Source organism: Sphingomonas kyeonggiensis (assembly GCF_014204495.1).
GTDB classification, from domain to species: Bacteria; Pseudomonadota; Alphaproteobacteria; order Sphingomonadales; family Sphingomonadaceae; genus Sphingomonas; species Sphingomonas kyeonggiensis_A.
This window is the reverse complement of record NZ_JACHLN010000002.1, coordinates 585,089-600,235: the sequence shown is the minus strand read 5'-3', so window position 1 is coordinate 600,235 and position 15,147 is coordinate 585,089. Positions and strand designations below refer to the sequence as shown.

14 protein-coding genes are annotated in these 15,147 nt (G+C 66.5%); 10 read left to right on the top strand and 4 right to left on the bottom strand.

The window, feature by feature from the left end; all coding sequences use genetic code 11:
* Positions 1-73: 73 nt before the first annotated feature.
* From HNP52_RS10535 to HNP52_RS10515, 5 genes are all read left to right on the top strand, one after another.
* Positions 74-439 carry a hypothetical protein gene (locus tag HNP52_RS10535; RefSeq protein ID WP_184166524.1) on the top strand — a complete coding sequence of 122 codons (366 nt, stop codon included), beginning with the start codon at positions 74-76 and terminating at the stop codon, positions 437-439.
* Positions 440-494: 55 nt separating this feature from the next.
* A complete protein-coding gene (locus HNP52_RS10530; protein WP_184166521.1) occupies positions 495-1,268 on the top strand; it encodes a DeoR/GlpR family DNA-binding transcription regulator in 774 nt (257 codons plus the stop codon).
* Between the two features lie 12 nt (positions 1,269-1,280).
* Positions 1,281-2,429 carry an MFS transporter gene (locus HNP52_RS10525; RefSeq protein WP_184166518.1) on the top strand — a complete coding sequence of 383 codons (1,149 nt, stop codon included), beginning with the start codon at positions 1,281-1,283 and terminating at the stop codon, positions 2,427-2,429.
* 108 nt (positions 2,430-2,537) lie between these two features.
* On the top strand, positions 2,538-4,769 hold the full coding sequence (locus HNP52_RS10520) for a TonB-dependent receptor (protein ID WP_184166515.1): 2,232 nt from the start codon (positions 2,538-2,540) through the stop codon (positions 4,767-4,769).
* Positions 4,769-5,854, top strand: a complete 1,086-nt coding sequence (locus tag HNP52_RS10515) for a PepSY-associated TM helix domain-containing protein (protein ID WP_409372621.1) — start codon at positions 4,769-4,771, stop codon at positions 5,852-5,854. Before HNP52_RS10520 ends, HNP52_RS10515 begins: the two co-directional genes overlap by 1 nt.
* A gap of 3 nt (positions 5,855-5,857) precedes the next feature.
* On the opposite strand, the gene HNP52_RS10510 is transcribed toward HNP52_RS10515, so the two are convergent.
* Both HNP52_RS10510 and HNP52_RS10505 read right to left on the bottom strand, forming a co-directional pair.
* The gene (locus HNP52_RS10510; RefSeq protein ID WP_184166512.1) at positions 5,858-7,357 is read right to left on the bottom strand and encodes a serine hydrolase; all 1,500 of its coding nucleotides are present in this window, start codon (positions 7,355-7,357) and stop codon (positions 5,858-5,860) included.
* Between the two features lie 56 nt (positions 7,358-7,413).
* Complete coding sequence (locus tag HNP52_RS10505) at positions 7,414-8,652, bottom strand: TetR/AcrR family transcriptional regulator (protein WP_184166509.1); 1,239 nt, start codon at positions 8,650-8,652, stop codon at positions 7,414-7,416.
* Between the two features lie 143 nt (positions 8,653-8,795).
* On the opposite strand from HNP52_RS10505, the gene HNP52_RS10500 reads away from it, so the two are divergent.
* From HNP52_RS10500 to HNP52_RS10480, 5 genes are read left to right on the top strand one after another with little or no spacing between them, the layout of a single operon-like run.
* Complete coding sequence (locus tag HNP52_RS10500) at positions 8,796-10,079, top strand: acyl-CoA dehydrogenase family protein (protein WP_184166506.1); 1,284 nt, start codon at positions 8,796-8,798, stop codon at positions 10,077-10,079.
* 44 nt (positions 10,080-10,123) lie between these two features.
* The gene (locus HNP52_RS10495) at positions 10,124-11,209 is read left to right on the top strand and encodes a Zn-dependent alcohol dehydrogenase (protein WP_184166503.1); all 1,086 of its coding nucleotides are present in this window, start codon (positions 10,124-10,126) and stop codon (positions 11,207-11,209) included.
* A complete protein-coding gene (locus HNP52_RS10490; protein WP_184166499.1) occupies positions 11,206-12,222 on the top strand; it encodes a phosphotransferase family protein in 1,017 nt (338 codons plus the stop codon). Before HNP52_RS10495 ends, HNP52_RS10490 begins: the two co-directional genes overlap by 4 nt.
* Positions 12,219-12,986, top strand: coding sequence for an SDR family oxidoreductase (locus HNP52_RS10485; RefSeq protein ID WP_184166496.1), 768 nt, complete (start codon positions 12,219-12,221; stop codon positions 12,984-12,986). Before HNP52_RS10490 ends, HNP52_RS10485 begins: the two co-directional genes overlap by 4 nt.
* Positions 12,986-13,771: an SDR family NAD(P)-dependent oxidoreductase gene (locus HNP52_RS10480; protein WP_184166493.1), complete on the top strand. Its 786-nt coding sequence runs from the start codon at positions 12,986-12,988 to the stop codon at positions 13,769-13,771. Before HNP52_RS10485 ends, HNP52_RS10480 begins: the two co-directional genes overlap by 1 nt.
* Here the strand turns inward: HNP52_RS10480 and HNP52_RS10475 are convergent.
* On the bottom strand, positions 13,768-14,667 hold the full coding sequence (locus tag HNP52_RS10475; protein ID WP_184166490.1) for a PhzF family phenazine biosynthesis protein: 900 nt from the start codon (positions 14,665-14,667) through the stop codon (positions 13,768-13,770). The genes HNP52_RS10480 and HNP52_RS10475 overlap by 4 nt on opposite strands.
* A 24-nt stretch (positions 14,668-14,691) precedes the next feature.
* Positions 14,692-15,090 (bottom strand): hypothetical protein, encoded by a 399-nt coding sequence (locus HNP52_RS10470; protein ID WP_184166487.1) that lies wholly within the window; start codon positions 15,088-15,090, stop codon positions 14,692-14,694.
* Positions 15,091-15,147: the final 57 nt, after the last annotated feature.

Genomic DNA, 15,147 nt, shown 5'->3' with positions numbered 1-15,147 from the left:
AGAAGCCAGGAGGCTTTCAGACCGCGTTCAGGCGGGCGGAGCGACGAGAAGGCATCGACTTTGGAGATACCCGATGCGTTCGCTGCTTCCTGCCCTTGCCCTGACGATCCTGGCGCTGCCGGCTGCGGCGCATGCCCAGGGCAGCCCCGCGCAGCAATGTGCCGTCAGCGTGCAGTTCGCCAGCTATGCGATGGGGATCGACCGGCCCGCCTTCGACCGGGTGCAGGCGCTGCTGAAGCGCGACCGCGGCGTGCGGAGTGTCGAGGTGCAGCGCTGGGGGCGGGAAGGGGAGACCAATCTCTGCGTGCAGACCCGCAAGCCCAGCGACGTGCGGCGGATCTTCGGGCGGGTGAAGGCAGCGCTGCCGGCCAAGCCGCGCGGCCCGATCATGGTGGAGACACGCGGCGGACTGCGGTTTGAGGCGCCGCGAGCACGCTAAATCGTGTATGATCGTGCGATTTGACTCGCATGATCGTGCACGATAATGCGGATTCATGACTGTTGATCCTCCCAATGCCCGCCGCGACGTGATTGCCGCCCGGCTTGCCGATGGCCATCCGGTGTCGGCCGGCGCACTCGCCACGGAGTTCGAAGTTTCCGAGGATGCGATCCGGCGCGACCTGCGGGCGCTGGCGGCCGAGGGGAGGTGCCGGCGCGTCTATGGCGGTGCGCTGCCGGTCTCGCCGGTTGCCTTGCCGATGGCGGCGCGGATCGAGGGGGATCGGGGGCGGAAGCGGGCGCTGGCCCGTGCGGCGGTGACCACGATCCGGCCGGGCGAATTCCTGTTCCTCGACAGCGGAAGCACCAACCTCGCGCTGGTGGAGTTCCTGCCGGAGGATGCGGACCTGACCATCGCCACCAACTCGGTGGATATCGCCGCGGCGATGCTGCGGCGGCAGGACCTGCGCCTGATCGTGCTGGGCGGGCAGGTCGATCCGATCATCGGCGGTTGCGTGGACGCGGTGGCGATGCAGGCGCTGGTGCAGATGCGCTTCGACCGGGCGTTCATCGGTGCCTGTTCGGCCTCCGACGATGGGGTGGGGGCTTTCCAGCTGGATGATGCCACCTTCAAGCGCGCGGTTATCGCCGGGGCGAAGCGGACCGTGGTGCTGGTTACCGATGACAAGCTGGAGCGCGAAGCGCCGTACCGGGTCGCGGGGCTGGGCCAGATCGACATGCTGGTGGTGGAGGCAAGCGCGACCGACACGCAGCGCGGCGCACTCGATGCCGCGGGTTGCCGCACCATCCTGATCGCCGATCCGGCTTGAGCAGGGGGAGGCATGACGACTTCCGTCGATAGCCCGGCCACGCGGCTGGCCACGCGTCTTTCGTTCCTGGTCGCCGGGTTCGGAATCTCCTGCTGGGCGCCGCTGGTGCCCTTTGCCAAGGAAAGGCTCCAGATCGACAGCGCGATGCTGGGGGTGCTGCTGCTCTGCATCGGTATCGGATCGATCCTGGCGATGCTGGCGACCGGGCCGATCAGCGCCCGCTATGGCGGCAAGCCGGTGATCGTGACGAGCGGCATCGCCCTGGCGCTGATCCTGCCGCTGCTGACCATCGCGGCGACTCCGGTGACACTGGGCGGTGCACTGTTGCTGTTCGGCGCGGCGCTGGGTTCGCTGGATGTGGCGATGAACGTGCACGCGGTGGAAGTGGAGCGGGCGGCACCGGTGCCGCTGATGTCGGGATTCCACGCGCTGTTCAGTATCGGCGGCTTTGCCGGCGCGGCGCTGATGACGATTTTCCTGTCGTTCAAGGTGAGTGCGCTCGGCGGCAGCCTGGTGTGCGCGGCGATCATGCTGGTGGCGATGCTGGTTGCCTGGCCGCGGCTGCTGCCGGCGGTGCGGGTCGAAGAGGGGCCACTGTTCGTGCGGCCGCATGGCGTGGTGGTGTTGCTGGCCGTGCTGGCCATGGCGACCTTCCTGGCCGAAGGGGCGATGCTCGACTGGAGCGCACTGCTCATCACCCAGATGGGGCTGGTGGGCGCGACCCAGGGTGGGCTTGGCTATATCCTGTTCGCGATCGCGATGACGACCGGGCGGTTGTTGGGCGATGGGCTCACTGCGCGGCTGGGGGATTATCGCACCTTGCTCGGTGGCGGCCTTCTTGCGGTCGCGGGCTTCGTGGTGCTGCTGAGTGCCCCGATCGCGCCAGTTGCGCTGGCGGGCTTCCTGCTGATCGGGCTGGGCGCATCGAACATCGTGCCGGTGCTGTTCCGCATCGCCGGGGCACAGACCCATATGCCGCCGGCGCTGGCGATCGGCGCGATCACCACGCTTGGCTATGCCGGCATTCTTGCCGGGCCCGCAGGGATCGGCGTGGTGGCGGAGGCGGTCGGGCTGAGAACCGCGTTCTGGATGCTGGCGGTGTTGCTGCTGCTGGTACCGTTCACTGCCCGGCGGACAACGGCGGCGGCGCAAGCGGGGTGAATGCAGCTATTGCGACTGGCTTGCAATAGCACCCTCCGGCTGCTAGCGGCCCCCTGAACCAGCCGTTGCCCGTGCAGGCGCGGCGCTTACCTCAGGGGTCTCCTTTTCATGTCCGTGCGTTCGCGCCTTTCGCTGCTTTCCCTGCCGTTGCTGGCGCTCACCGTCGCGATGCCGCAGGTCGCATTCGCCCAGCAGGCCGAGCCGCAGAAGGATGCGGAGGACAGCGAGGAGATCGTGGTCACCGCGGCGCGCACGGTGCTGCCGCCCAACGCGCTGCCGCTGACGATCGACGTGATCGACAAGCAGCGGCTCGACCAGCAGATCGCCATCTCGGGCTCGGTGACCGATGCGGTGGCGAACCTGACCCCGTCCTTCTCGCCGACCCGGCAGAAGCTGTCGGGCGCGGGCGAGACGCTGCGCGGACGCTCGCCGCTCTACGCGATCAACGGCATCCCGCAGTCGACTCCGATGCGCGACGGCAGCCGCGACGGCTTCACGATCGACGGCTTCTTCGTCGACCGGGTGGAGCTGATCTACGGTTCGAATGCGCTGCAGGGGATCGGCGGCACCGGCGGCATCGTCAACCAGGTTACGGTGGGCGCACCGAAGACCGAGGGCTTCAGCGGGCGCGTGCTGCTGCAGGGCACGGCGGACAATGACTTCAGCAAGGACGGGCTGGGCGGCAAGGCAGCCGGACTGGTGCAGTGGAAGTCGGGCCGCTTCGATGCGACCTTCGGCGCGGCCTATGAGAAGCGCGGTGTGTTCTATGACGGCGACGGGCGCCGCGTCGGCCTGAACCTGACCCAGGGCGAGACGCAGGATTCCAAGACCGTCTCGCTGTTCTCGCGCATCGGCTATCAGGTGGGGGATACCGGGCGGATCGACCTGATCGCCAGCCGTTTCGAACTGAAGGGCGATGGCGACTATATCGCGGTGGTGGGCAACCGCGCCACCGGCCTGCCGACCAGCGCGACGCGCGGCGACGCCCCGGGCAAGCCGGCTGCGAGCCGCACCGAGAGCGTTGCGCTGACCTATACCGACACGTCGCTGGGCGGCGGCAATTTCGTCGGCCAGATCTTCTTCAACCGCACGCACGACACGTTCGGCGGCGAAATCCTGCCGATCGCGACGTTCCAGGATCCGACGCTCGACCCGACCGAGAAGCTGTTCGACCAGTCCGAGAACCGTTCGCGCAAGCTGGGTGCCAAGCTGAGCTATGAGCGCGCGGTGCCGGGCTTCGAAGCGCTGACCGCGACGATCGGCTTCGACGCGCTGGTCGACAAGACCGAGCAGCGGCTGATCGCGACCAATCGCGTCTGGGTGCCGCCCAGCGATTTCCGCAGCCTCGCGCCGTTTGTGCAAGGCAATCTGAAGCTGTTCGGCGGCAAGCTGCGCCTGGCCGGCGGTGCGCGCTACGAGAATGTCGCGATCAAGATCGACGATTACCACACGCTCGCTTCGACCACCTATGTCGCGCCGAACAAGGCGACCTATGGCGGCGTCGCGGTCGCGGGCGGCAAGCCGAAGTTCGAGGACCTGCTGTTCAACGGCGGCGTGATCGTCGAGCCGGTGACCGGCATCCGCGCCTATGCGAGCTATGCCGAGGGCTTCACCGTGCCCGATATCGGCCGCATCACCCGGGCGATCCGCGTGACGGGCGTCGATCTCGACAATTATCTCGACATCTCGCCGATCGTCTCGAACAACCGCGAGATCGGCGTGGAAGTGAAGCGCGGGCCGCTGGACGGATCGGTCACTTATTTCTGGTCGTCGAGCGACAAGGGGCAGCTGCTGATCGCGCGTGCGGCCGGCATCTTCGACGTGCAGCGCCAGCGGGTGGAGATCCAGGGGCTCGAGGTCAATCTGGGCGTGAAGCTGCCGGTGCCGGGGCTGAAGGCGAGCGTGGGCTATGCGACGCTCCATGGTCGCTATGATGCGGACACGGTGCCGGACGGCAAGGTCGATACCGATCTCGACGGCACCAATATCTCGCCGGACCGCGTCAACCTGGCGGCGGACTATCAGAACGGTCCGTTCAGCGCCCGGGTGCAGACGCAGTTCTACCTGTCGCGCCACTTCAACGGCAAGGCGCGGGCGATCGACGATGCCAACCCGCTGCATCCGCAGAAGCTCTATATGAACGACTTTGGCGGCTATGTGCTGACCGACGCCTATGTCCGCTACCAGACGAAGCTGGGCGGGCTGAGCCTCAGCGTCGCCAACCTGTTCGACAAGATGTACATCGACTACGCGTCTGACACCCGCCTGCCGAACGACAATACGGTGTTCTATGCGGGCCGCGGGCGGACCTTCACCCTGAGCTGGGACTATCGCTTCTGATGCAGCGCGGCGTGATGGGATGGCTGGACCCGGTTCACCGCTGGACCGGCGGCGTGCTCGGGCTGGTGCTGGCGATATTGGGGCTGACCGGCGCGATCCTTGTCCATGAGGATAGCTGGCTGGGCTGGACGTTGCCGCATGCGGCGGACGTGCGCGTGGCCGATCCGAACGTGATCGCGGCGACCACCGCGAAGCTGATGGCGGCCGAACCCAAGGCGCAGGGCATCACCTACGCCAGCGACGGGCTCGGGCTCCACCAGGTGCGGATGGCCAAGGGCGCCGGCGCCTATGCCGACCAGGCGGGCAATGTCGTGACGCGGTGGGACAGCCAGTGGAGCCGGCCCGAGCATTGGCTGTTCGACCTGCACCATCATTTGTTCACTGGCGATTTCGGCGAGACGATTATCGGGATCGCCGGGCTGGCGGGCATCCTGTTCGTGATCACCGGATCGATTCTGTGGTGGCGGACGCGCAAGACCTTCAAGTTCCGGCTTTGGCCCAAGCGGCTGAGCCGGCCGATGATCGTGATGCAGCACCGCGACCTGGGCATTGTGATGGCGCCCTTGCTGCTGCTCTCGGCGGTGACCGGCACGATGATGATCTTCAAGCCGTTCGCGCAGCTGATCACCATGCCCTTCTCGTCGCCCTCGGCCGATGCCGCGGCGATGAAGCCGCCCAAGGTGAAGAGCGGTCCCCTGGCCGCGCATCCGGACTGGCGCGCGATCATCGCCGCCGCCCATGCCCGCTTCCCGGACGCACAGATCCGCATCCTCTCGCTGCCGCGCAAGGCGGGTGACCCGATCCTGGTGCGGATGAAGCGGGCCGGGGAGTGGTTGCCCAATGGCCGCTCCAACATCTGGTTCGATGCCGCGGACGGGCACATGCTCGGCTCGATCGATGCGCTGGCGCTGCCGAAGGGCGCGCAGGTGTTCAACGGCGCCTATCCGCTACACGCCGCCAAGGTAGGTGGGCTGCTCTACCGGCTGGTGATGACTTGCTCGGGCCTGGCGATGCTCCTGCTCGGCAGCCTGGCGGTGTGGACCTTCTGGTTCAAGCGACCGAAGCCGAAGAAGATGCGCCGTTAGCGTCTAGGGCTGGGCGGCGACCATATGTACGATGTCGTCGCCGACCCACTCGATCAGCGGGGCATCGTAATTGCCCAGCGCCACGACGGTGTAGCCGCTTTCCCAGACGATCCGGGCCATGGAGTTGATGCCGGAAAAGGCGCCGCCGCCATTGTGCCCGCGCACCGTCTTGTCGTCGATCTTTCGATGCAGGAAGCCATAGCCATATTGGTTGTAGCCTTTCTGCAGGCCGGTCATCTCCTCGGCCATGGCGGGTGACAGCAGCTTGCCCATGCGCAGCGCCTGCAGGAACCGCGTCATGTCTCCGGCCGTGGTGTAGGAGCCGCCGCAAGAATTGCCGCGATAGCCGCGACCCTGGAAGGTCGAATTGCCGATCCGCGTACCGAAGCCGAGAAAATCGGAGTCCGGAAAGCGATACCCCTCTGCCCGAAGCGGCGAGATTTCGTCGACACGATAATAGATCGTGTTCTTCATGCCGGCGCGATCGAATACGCGGCTCTGCACTGCGTCATAATAGCTCTGTCCGGTCAGTTTCTCGACGATCGCGCCCAGCAGGATGAAGCCCTCGTTGCTGTAGCCGGCCTGTGTCCCCGGGGTGAAATCGAGTGGCTTGGCGGCGAAGCGCGGCAGGAGCTCGCTGACCCGCTCGAAGGGCCGGAAACGGTCGATCTCGGGGTCTCCGAACGAGGACGCGACACCGGACTGGTGGCTGAGGAGATGTCGGATCGTGATGGCCCTGGCGGCATCGGCATTGGGATAATCCGGCAGCACATCGATAACGCGCGTATCGAGCGTCAGCCGGCCCTGCTCGATCAGCTGGCCGATCAGCACCGCGGTGAACATCTTGTCCATCGAACCGGTATGGAAGCGGGTGTCCATGGTATTGGGAACGTTGAAATTCTTGTTCGCTTGGCCGAAGGCGCCGCTGTAGATGAGCTCGTCGTTCCGCATGACCAGCACCGAACCCGAGAATTCGTCGCGTGCCGCAGCGAAGCGCAGGCGTTCGTCGATTGCCTTGCGGAGGATGTCGCGGGACACCGGCTGTGCGATGAGCGGCGTGGGGTAGGTCGAGGGGCGGGCGTAGGCGTTGAACCGGGTTACCCCATTCAAGGGCGACCCGTCGGTATCGAGCAGCAGCTTGCCGGTCTTGCCGTTCGCCGCGCGCAGGTCGATGCGGAGCCAGCCATTCTTGCGATCGTTCCCAGTTGTCGTGACGCCGTGGCTGATCTGCGCGATGTCCTCGAGCATCTTCACAAGGTCGGCTTCGCTATAGGCCCCCTGCCGCTGCGAATGATATTTCGCGGCCCATAGGGCGCGGGCGCGCGCATCCGCGTTGACCGCCGCCACGAGATCGCTGGCCAGCAGCTTGTCCCTTTCGATCGCGGCGGGATCGATTGCGGCCTGCGTGGTCTGCGCAACGGACGCGTCCGGGAGTGTCAGCGCGGCGGCCATCCAGAATGCAAAGTGGATCCGCCGCATCTTGTTCTTCTCCATTCCGGCCATTTCGGATGGATTAGGAACTTGGGCAGGCGGGAATAGCGATATGCGACGAAAGCCGACTACCCCGCCAGCACGCGATCGTCGAACAGGCCGAAGGCGATGGTCGAGGCATAGTACGCCACCGCGCGTTCGCGCGGCATGGTGCTGGCCCATTTGCGCATGTCGAAGGCGGCGTTCTGGAGGGCCATCAGCGTCTGCGAGGCGACCAGCGGGTCGATCGCGCGGATCGAGCCCTGGGCGATGCCGTCGGACAGCATGCCGGCGAAGCGGCGGGCGATGCGGTTCGAACGGTCGATCATCGTCGAGCGGACCTGGGGCGGCAGACCGGAGAGCGCGGTGGTGCGCAGCAGCGGGCCGCGTTCGCTGAACTGATAGTCGAGCAGCGTCGCGATCGTGCTTTCCAGCTGCTCCCAATGGGTGCCGCCGGCATTCTCGGCCAGGCGCTGGGCATCGGTGATGATGTCGAAGCTGCGCTTGTAGCAGGCGATCACCAGATCGTCCTTGGCATCGAGGTGGTGGTAGAAGCTGCCCTTGGTGACGTTGAGCTCGCTGGCGATCTTCTGGACCGAGGCGCCGCGATAGCCGAGCTCGTTGATGAGGCGCGTGGCGGCGAGCAGGAAGGCTTCCCGGCCGGGCTCCGGCTCGTCATGCTCGAGGTCGAGCATATGCGGGGTCCAGGCCTCGCCGGGCGCGGCGATGCCGGTGCGGAACACGTCCATCAGCCGCGCCTCGACGCGGGTATATTCGTCCACCTCGTAGCGGGGCAGCCAGGCGGTCAGCCAGAATGTGTTCTCGAGCAACACATGCGCGCGGGCACCGTGGAGATCGGTCTCGGCGCGCGTGGTCGCGGGCCCCCACAGCGTGCGCGTCTTGCGGAACACGCCCCGCCAGCGATCGAGCAGCTCGCGCTTGATCGGATCTTCCATGGCGCGGAGATCCGAGAGGATCGCGAAGTCGCGTTCCTCGCCCCGGCGGATGCGAGCGAGCCGTTCCATGTTGATGTTGAGATAGCGGGCGACGCGCGCCTCGGGCGTCGGCTCCTTGCCGGCATCGTCGAGCATCGCCTCAAGCCGATCGAGCGTCTGTTCGAAGGCGGCGGCGGCAAGGTCTTCCTTGCGCTTGAAGTAATAGGTGACCGACGTGGTGTTGAGCCCGACGCGGCGGGCCACGTCGGCAAAGGTCATCCCTTTGGCGCTCTGCTCGTTGATCGCGTCCGCGGCCGCGGCGAGGATCGCATCCCGCTTGGCCTGGAAGCGTTTCGTCGCGCTTGCGGTTTCTAGTTTCCCCGGTGCATTCATTGCAACCAGTCTAGCGGATTTGACGGCTAGCCAAAGCGGTTTTTTGAATCGAGGTTGTGCCGATTTTCGCGCCGGCCCGACTTTACCGAATATCCGGTATGCTCTACGCCGATCCGTGAAGCAGAAAACGGAGAGGATGCGCCATGGATTTCACGCTGAGCGAGCGCGAGACCTATTTCCGCGACCGCGTGAAGGCCTTTATCGACACCAGGATCCGGCCCCGCGACGGCGACTATCACGCCCAGCAGAAGGAGGGTGATCGCTGGAAGGTGCTGCCGGTGATCGAGGACGTGAAGGCCGAGGCCAAGGCCGCGGGACTGTGGAATTTCTTCATGCCGCCGCATTCGGGCCAGGCCCATGTCGACGACAGTTTCGAGTTCCAGGGCACGCAGCTGACCAACCTCGAATATGCGCTGTGCGCCGAGGAGATGGGACGGCTGGGCTGGGCTTCGGAGTGCTTCAACTGCTCCGCGCCGGACACGGGCAACATGGAGGTGCTCCACCGCTATGGTACCCGGGCGCAGAAGGACCAGTGGCTCAAGCCGCTGATGCAGGGCGAGATCCGCTCCGCCTTCCTGATGACCGAGCCGGCGGTGGCGAGTTCGGATGCGACCAACATCCAGACCAGCATGGTGCGCGACGGCGATCACTATGTGATCAACGGGCGGAAATGGTGGAGTTCGGGCGTGGGCGACCCGCGCTGCGCTGTCTCGATCGTGATGGGCAAGACCGACACGGGCGCCGCCAAGCACGCCCAGCAGAGCATGATCCTGGTGCCGATGGACGCCCCCGGCGTGAAGATCGAACGGATGCTTTCGGTTTTCGGGTATGATCACGCGCCGCACGGGCACGGGGAAGTGGTTCTCGAGAATGTTCGGGTGCCGGTCGAGAACATGCTGCTCGGCGAGGGACGCGGGTTCGAGATCGCGCAGGGCCGGCTCGGGCCAGGCCGCATCCACCATTGCATGCGCACCATCGGGGTTGCCGAGGAAGCGATCGAGGCGATGGCCAAGCGTCTGGTCAGCCGCGTGGCGTTTGGCAAGCGCCTCTCGGACCATTCGGTCTGGGAGCAGCGCATCGCGCGCGCGCGCATCGATATCGAGATGACGCGGCTGCTCTGCCTCAAGGCGGCGGACATGATGGACAAGGCAGGCAACAAGGCCGCCCAGCTCGAGATCGCGATGATCAAGGTGCAGGCCCCGCAAATGGCGCTGCAGATCATCGACGATGCGATCCAGGCGCATGGCGGCGCAGGCGTGTCGGGCGACTTCCACCTTGCGCATGACTGGGCCGGCATCCGTACGCTGCGGCTCGCCGATGGTCCGGACGAGGTCCATGCCCGGGCGATCGCCCGCAACGAGTTCGGGAAGTATGCCGACTTCAAGGCGGACCGGGCGAGCAGCGGGGATATCGGGGTGAGCCGCTGAGTTTTGGTTCCCCGGCGAAAGCCGGGGAGCGGAGAGGGAGAGTGATGAAAGCAGCCGTTCTCTACGAAGCGGGCAAGCCGCTCGAGATCACCGAGGTTCGTGTTTCCAATCCCGGCCCGCGCGAGGTGCTGATCCGTACCGCGGCGGTGGGGGTATGCCGGTCGGACCTGCACTTCGTCGATGGCGCCTTCCCGCATCCGGTGCCGACCGTGCCGGGGCATGAGGCGGCAGGCGTGATCGAGGCGGTGGGTAGCGATGTCGCGCACCTGAAGGTGGGCGATCATGTCATCACCTTCTTCACCGTCTTCTGCGGCAGCTGCGAGATGTGCGTGACCGGGCGGCCGTCGCTGTGCATCGATCCCTCGACCCGGCGCCCGGCTGATGCGGAACCGCGGCTGTCTCTGCAGGATGGAACCGGGCTGGCGCCGTTCCTCAATCTCTCGGCCTTTGCCGAGCAGATGCTGGTGCATGAGAATGCCTGTGTGGCGATCTCGAAGGAGATGCCGCTGGATCGTGCGGCCTTGCTGGGGTGCGCGGTGATCACCGGGGCAGGGGCGATCTTCAACGACAGCCGGGTGCGGCCGGGCGAGAGCGTCGCGGTGATCGGCGCGGGCGGGATCGGGCTTGCCGCGATCAACGCCGCCAAGATTGCCGGGGCAGGGACGATCCTGGCGATCGACCCGGTGCCCGAAAAGCGGGAGCTGGCGCTCAAGCTGGGCGCAACCCATGCACTCGATGCGATGGCCGACGGGCTCGCCAAGGACGTTCTCAAGCTGACCGGCGGCGGTGTCCATTATGCGATCGAGGCAGTCGGCCGGCCGAACACCGCCGAGCTGGCCTGGAACATCCTGCGTCGCGGTGGCACCGCGACGATCCTCGGGATGATCGCGCCGGGCGGCAATGTCAGCCTGCCCGGGCCGACCTTCCTGACGGGCAAGAAGATCCAGGGCTCGCTGCTGGGCAGCACCCGCTTCCCGATCGACATGCCGCGGCTGGTGCAGATGTATCTCGACGGGCTGCTCGACCTCGACACGATGGTCGCCGAGCGGATCAGGCTGGAGGACGTGAACGATGCACTCGACAAGCTGCGCAAGGGCGACAGCGTGCGCTCGGTGATCGAATTCGCATGAGCGACCTCGACGAAGCGAAACTGGCGGACTGGCTGGCTGCGAATGTGGCGGGCTTTGCCGGCCCGATCGCGGTTACCAAGTTCCCCGGCGGGCAGAGCAACCCGACCTATCGGATCGATGCGGGGAGCGCTTCCTATGTGCTCAGGCGCAAGCCGTTCGGTCCGATCCTGCCCTCGGCCCATGCGGTGGAGCGCGAATATGCGCTGATCGCGGCGCTGCACCCGACGGGCTTCCCGGTCGCGCGACCCTATGGGCTGTGCGAGGACCCGGAAGTGCTGGGCGCGCCCTTCTACATCATGGAGATGGTCGAGGGGCGGACGCTCTGGGATGGCGGGCTGCCCGGCATGACGCCGGCGGAGCGGACGGCGCACTATCATGCGATCATCGACACGCTCGCGGCGCTGCATTCGGTGGACTATACGGCGGTTGGGCTGGGCAGCTACGGCAAGCCGGGTAATTATTTCGCTCGGCAGGTCGAGCGCTGGACGAAGCAGTATCGGGCGAGCGAGACCGATGCGCTGCCCGAGATGGAGCAGCTGATCGCGTTCCTGCCGCGCACCGTGCCCGAGCAGACGCGGACGAGCATCGTCCATGGCGACTTCCGTATCGACAACATGATCTTCGCGCCCGCCGAGCCGCGTATCCTGGCGGTGCTCGACTGGGAGCTGTCGACGCTTGGCGACCCGCTGGCGGACTTCTCCTATTTTCTGATGAGCTGGGCGACCGAGCCCGAGGGGCGTTCGGGGGTGAAGGGGCTCACCGGGCCGGAGACCGGCATTCCGACGATCGAGGATGTCGTGGCGCGCTACTGCGCAGCGACCGGGCGCGACGGTGTGCCCGATCTCAACTGGTACTTCGCCTATAACCTGTTCCGGCTGGCCGGGATCGTCCAGGGGATCAAGAAGCGGATGATCGACGGCAATGCCTCCTCCGCCAATGCTGCCGCGACGGTGGAGCGGTTGCCGGGGCTGGTGGCACAGGCTTGGCATTTCGCGCGGGAGGCGGGAGCATGAGCGGGTTGTTCGACCTGGCCGGCAAGGTGGCGATCGTCACCGGCTCCTCGCGAGGGATCGGCAAGGCTTCGGCCGAGGCGCTGGCGGATGCGGGCGCGAAGGTGGTGATATCGAGCCGCAAGCAGGATGCGTGCGACGAAGTCGCGGCAGAGATCAACGCGAAGCATGGCGAAGGCACTGCGCTGGCGGTGGCGGCGAGCATCTCGGACAAGGAAGCGCTACAGCATCTCGTTGACGAGACGCGGCGGGTGTTCGGGCGCGTGGACGTGCTGGTCTGCAACGCCGCCTCCAACCCCTATTACGGGCCGCTCGAGGGGATAGCGGACGACCAGTTCCGCAAGATCCTCGATAACAACATCCTTTCCAACCACTGGCTGATCCAGATGGTGGCGCCCGAGATGCGCGCGCGGCGCGATGGATCGATCGTGATCATCTCGTCGATCGGGGGCTTGCGTGGATCGCCGGTGATCGGCGCGTACAATGTCTCCAAGGCGGCGGACCTGCAGCTCGCGCGCAACTATGCGGTGGAATTCGGGCCGGACAATGTGCGGGTCAACTGCATCGCGCCGGGGCTGATCAAGACCGATTTCGCCCGTGCGCTGTGGGAGGATCCCGAGCGCGCCAAGGCAACCAACGCGACCACGCCGCTGCGGCGGATCGGGGAGCCGGAGGAGATTGCCGGAGCCGTGGTGTATCTCGCCAGCCGGGCGAGTGCGTTCATGACGGGCCAGGCGATGGTCATCGACGGAGGAGTGACGATCTGATGCAGTTCGCGGGCAAGGTTGTGATCGTTACCGGGGCGGGCTCGGGGATCGGACGCGCGACGGCGCGGGCATTTGCCGATGCAGGCGCCAAGGTGGTCGCCGCCGACCTGAGCGAGGCAGTCGAAGAGACGATCGCCGGGCGCGAGGGCATGATCGCGGTGCACATGGATGCCGGTGACGAGGCCGATGTCGAGCGGGTGGTCGCCACCGCGGTCGATAGCTTTGGCGGGCTCGACATCTTCTACGCCAATGCCGGAATCTCGGGCGGTGCGACGGGCATCTTCGACACGCCGACCGAGCTCTGGGCCGAAGTGTTGCGCGTCAACCTGATTGGGCCGGCGCTGGCGATCAAGCATGCGGGACCGCGAATTGTGGAGCGCGGCGGTGGTGCCATTCTTTGCACCGCCAGCGTAGCCGGGCTGCGTTCGGGCGCTGGCGGCCCGGCCTATTCGGCGAGCAAGGCGGGTGTCATCAACCTGGTCCAGACCGCCGCGCAGCAGTTCGCGGGATCGGGCGTTCGCGTGAACGCGATCTGCCCGGGGCTGATCGAGACCGGCATGACCGAGCGCGCCTTCACCTATGCCCGCGAGACCGGCAAGGAAGACAAGCTCGGCCGGTTGAACCCGCTGCGGCGGGCTGGACAGCCCGAGGAGATCGCGCGGGTGGCGCTGTTCCTGGCCTCCGACCAGGCGAGCTATGTCAACGGCCAGGCCTGGGTGGTGGATGGCGGACTTTCGTCCAGCCATCCGGTGACGCGCCAGGAGTTTGGCAAGCCGGCCTTCTAGAGCGTCACCTCGCCGCGGAACATCGGCACGCAGCGACCGGCGACACTGCTGCGGATGCCGTCGGACGTACGACGGGCAGTGACGGTCAGGTTGCTGGGGCGGCCCATCTCGACGCCCTGGCGGACCTGGAAGCGCGCGGTTTCCGCCTCGCCCAGCGACAGGAGCAGCGCGCCGAGCGTGGCATTGGCGCTGCCGGTGGCTGCGTCTTCCCAGGTGCCGGTGAGCGGCGAGAACATGCGGGCGCGGATGCGCTGTTCCTCGCGGGCATAGAGGAAGATCGACAAGCGCTCGGCCTGATCGCGCTCCGCATCGGCGAGACGGCGATAGGCGGCGATATCCGGCTGGGCGAGGCTCAGCGCTTCCTCGGTCACCTCGACGAAGACGAAGTCGACGCCGGTGGTGGCGCGGGTCGGGAGGTGCGACGCGGTGACCAGGTCGGCGACATCCAGGTTCAGGCAGGCGGCGATGCCTTGGACGGGCAGCGTGCCGAGCAGCTGGAGTGGCTGGGGCGCGTCGATCTCGGCACCAATCGCGGTGCCGGAAGCATCGCGCTCGATGCGGATCTCCACTAGGCCGGCGACCTCCTCGAAGTGGAGCGTGTCGCCTGCTTCGGGGCGCAGCCCGGCAAGGACATAGCCGGTGCCGACATTGGGATGGCCGGCAAAGGGCATCTCGGCAGTGCGGTTGAAGATGCGGACGCGAGCGGTGTTGGCCGGATCGGTGGCAGGCAGGACGAAGGTCGTCTCACTATAGTTCATCTCGGCCGACAGCGCCTGCATCTCGGCGTCGCTCAGCCCGTTCGCATCGGGGAAAACCGCGAGCGGATTGCCGCCGAAACGGGTCTCGGTGAACACGTCGAGCGTGACATAGGCGAAGCGGCGCGGTGCGGTTTCCATTGCGCCGGTCTAGCGGCTGGCGGCTCAGGCGCAATTGGGATCGGCGACCGGATTGCCGGTGGCGCGGTAGAGCCCGTCCTTGCCGGGAGCGACTTCGATCGGCTTCACGCTGAAATAACTGCCGCCGCCAAGCGCGCGATCGAGGATGCAGAGCTTCAGCGCCTTGTCGCTCCGGTCGAGCAGGCTGACGCGGAAGGTCCAGCTCTTGTCGGCCAGCTCGAACACCGCCGAATTGCCGTCGCGGGTCGGGTTGGTGAACCCGTAATCCGCCAGGGTGCGCAGCCCTTCCTTGCGGCGCGGGCCGGTGGAGTTGGGGAAGCTGGTGACGTCCAGCTTGCTGGCGATCTCGACCGGATCGGCTGCGTCGGCGGTGACCGTCGCCAAATCCTGTGAGAACAGTGCCAGCACCGTGGCGATCATCATGGCTGCGAGCTCCCCGCGATATGTCCTGCCCTGCCAACGCGGGGGAAAGCCCGTGCG

Excerpts from the sequence above, each read along its gene's own strand:
- HNP52_RS10475 (WP_184166490.1), bottom strand. The coding sequence starts at position 14,667 with ATGGAAACCGCACCGCGCCGCTTCGCCTATGTCACGCTCGACGTGTTC.
- HNP52_RS10520 (WP_184166515.1), top strand. The coding sequence starts at position 2,538 with ATGTCCGTGCGTTCGCGCCTTTCGCTGCTTTCCCTGCCGTTGCTGGCG.
- HNP52_RS10505 (WP_184166509.1), bottom strand. The coding sequence starts at position 8,652 with ATGAATGCACCGGGGAAACTAGAAACCGCAAGCGCGACGAAACGCTTC.
- HNP52_RS10495 (WP_184166503.1), top strand. The coding sequence starts at position 10,124 with ATGAAAGCAGCCGTTCTCTACGAAGCGGGCAAGCCGCTCGAGATCACC.
- HNP52_RS10535 (WP_184166524.1), top strand. The coding sequence starts at position 74 with ATGCGTTCGCTGCTTCCTGCCCTTGCCCTGACGATCCTGGCGCTGCCG.
- HNP52_RS10530 (WP_184166521.1), top strand. The coding sequence starts at position 495 with ATGACTGTTGATCCTCCCAATGCCCGCCGCGACGTGATTGCCGCCCGG.
- HNP52_RS10525 (WP_184166518.1), top strand. The coding sequence starts at position 1,281 with ATGACGACTTCCGTCGATAGCCCGGCCACGCGGCTGGCCACGCGTCTT.
- HNP52_RS10485 (WP_184166496.1), top strand. The coding sequence starts at position 12,219 with ATGAGCGGGTTGTTCGACCTGGCCGGCAAGGTGGCGATCGTCACCGGC.
- HNP52_RS10510 (WP_184166512.1), bottom strand. The coding sequence starts at position 7,357 with ATGGCCGGAATGGAGAAGAACAAGATGCGGCGGATCCACTTTGCATTC.
- HNP52_RS10500 (WP_184166506.1), top strand. The coding sequence starts at position 8,796 with ATGGATTTCACGCTGAGCGAGCGCGAGACCTATTTCCGCGACCGCGTG.
- HNP52_RS10470 (WP_184166487.1), bottom strand. The coding sequence starts at position 15,090 with ATGATGATCGCCACGGTGCTGGCACTGTTCTCACAGGATTTGGCGACG.
- HNP52_RS10515 (WP_409372621.1), top strand. The coding sequence starts at position 4,769 with ATGCAGCGCGGCGTGATGGGATGGCTGGACCCGGTTCACCGCTGGACC.
- HNP52_RS10490 (WP_184166499.1), top strand. The coding sequence starts at position 11,206 with ATGAGCGACCTCGACGAAGCGAAACTGGCGGACTGGCTGGCTGCGAAT.
- HNP52_RS10480 (WP_184166493.1), top strand. The coding sequence starts at position 12,986 with ATGCAGTTCGCGGGCAAGGTTGTGATCGTTACCGGGGCGGGCTCGGGG.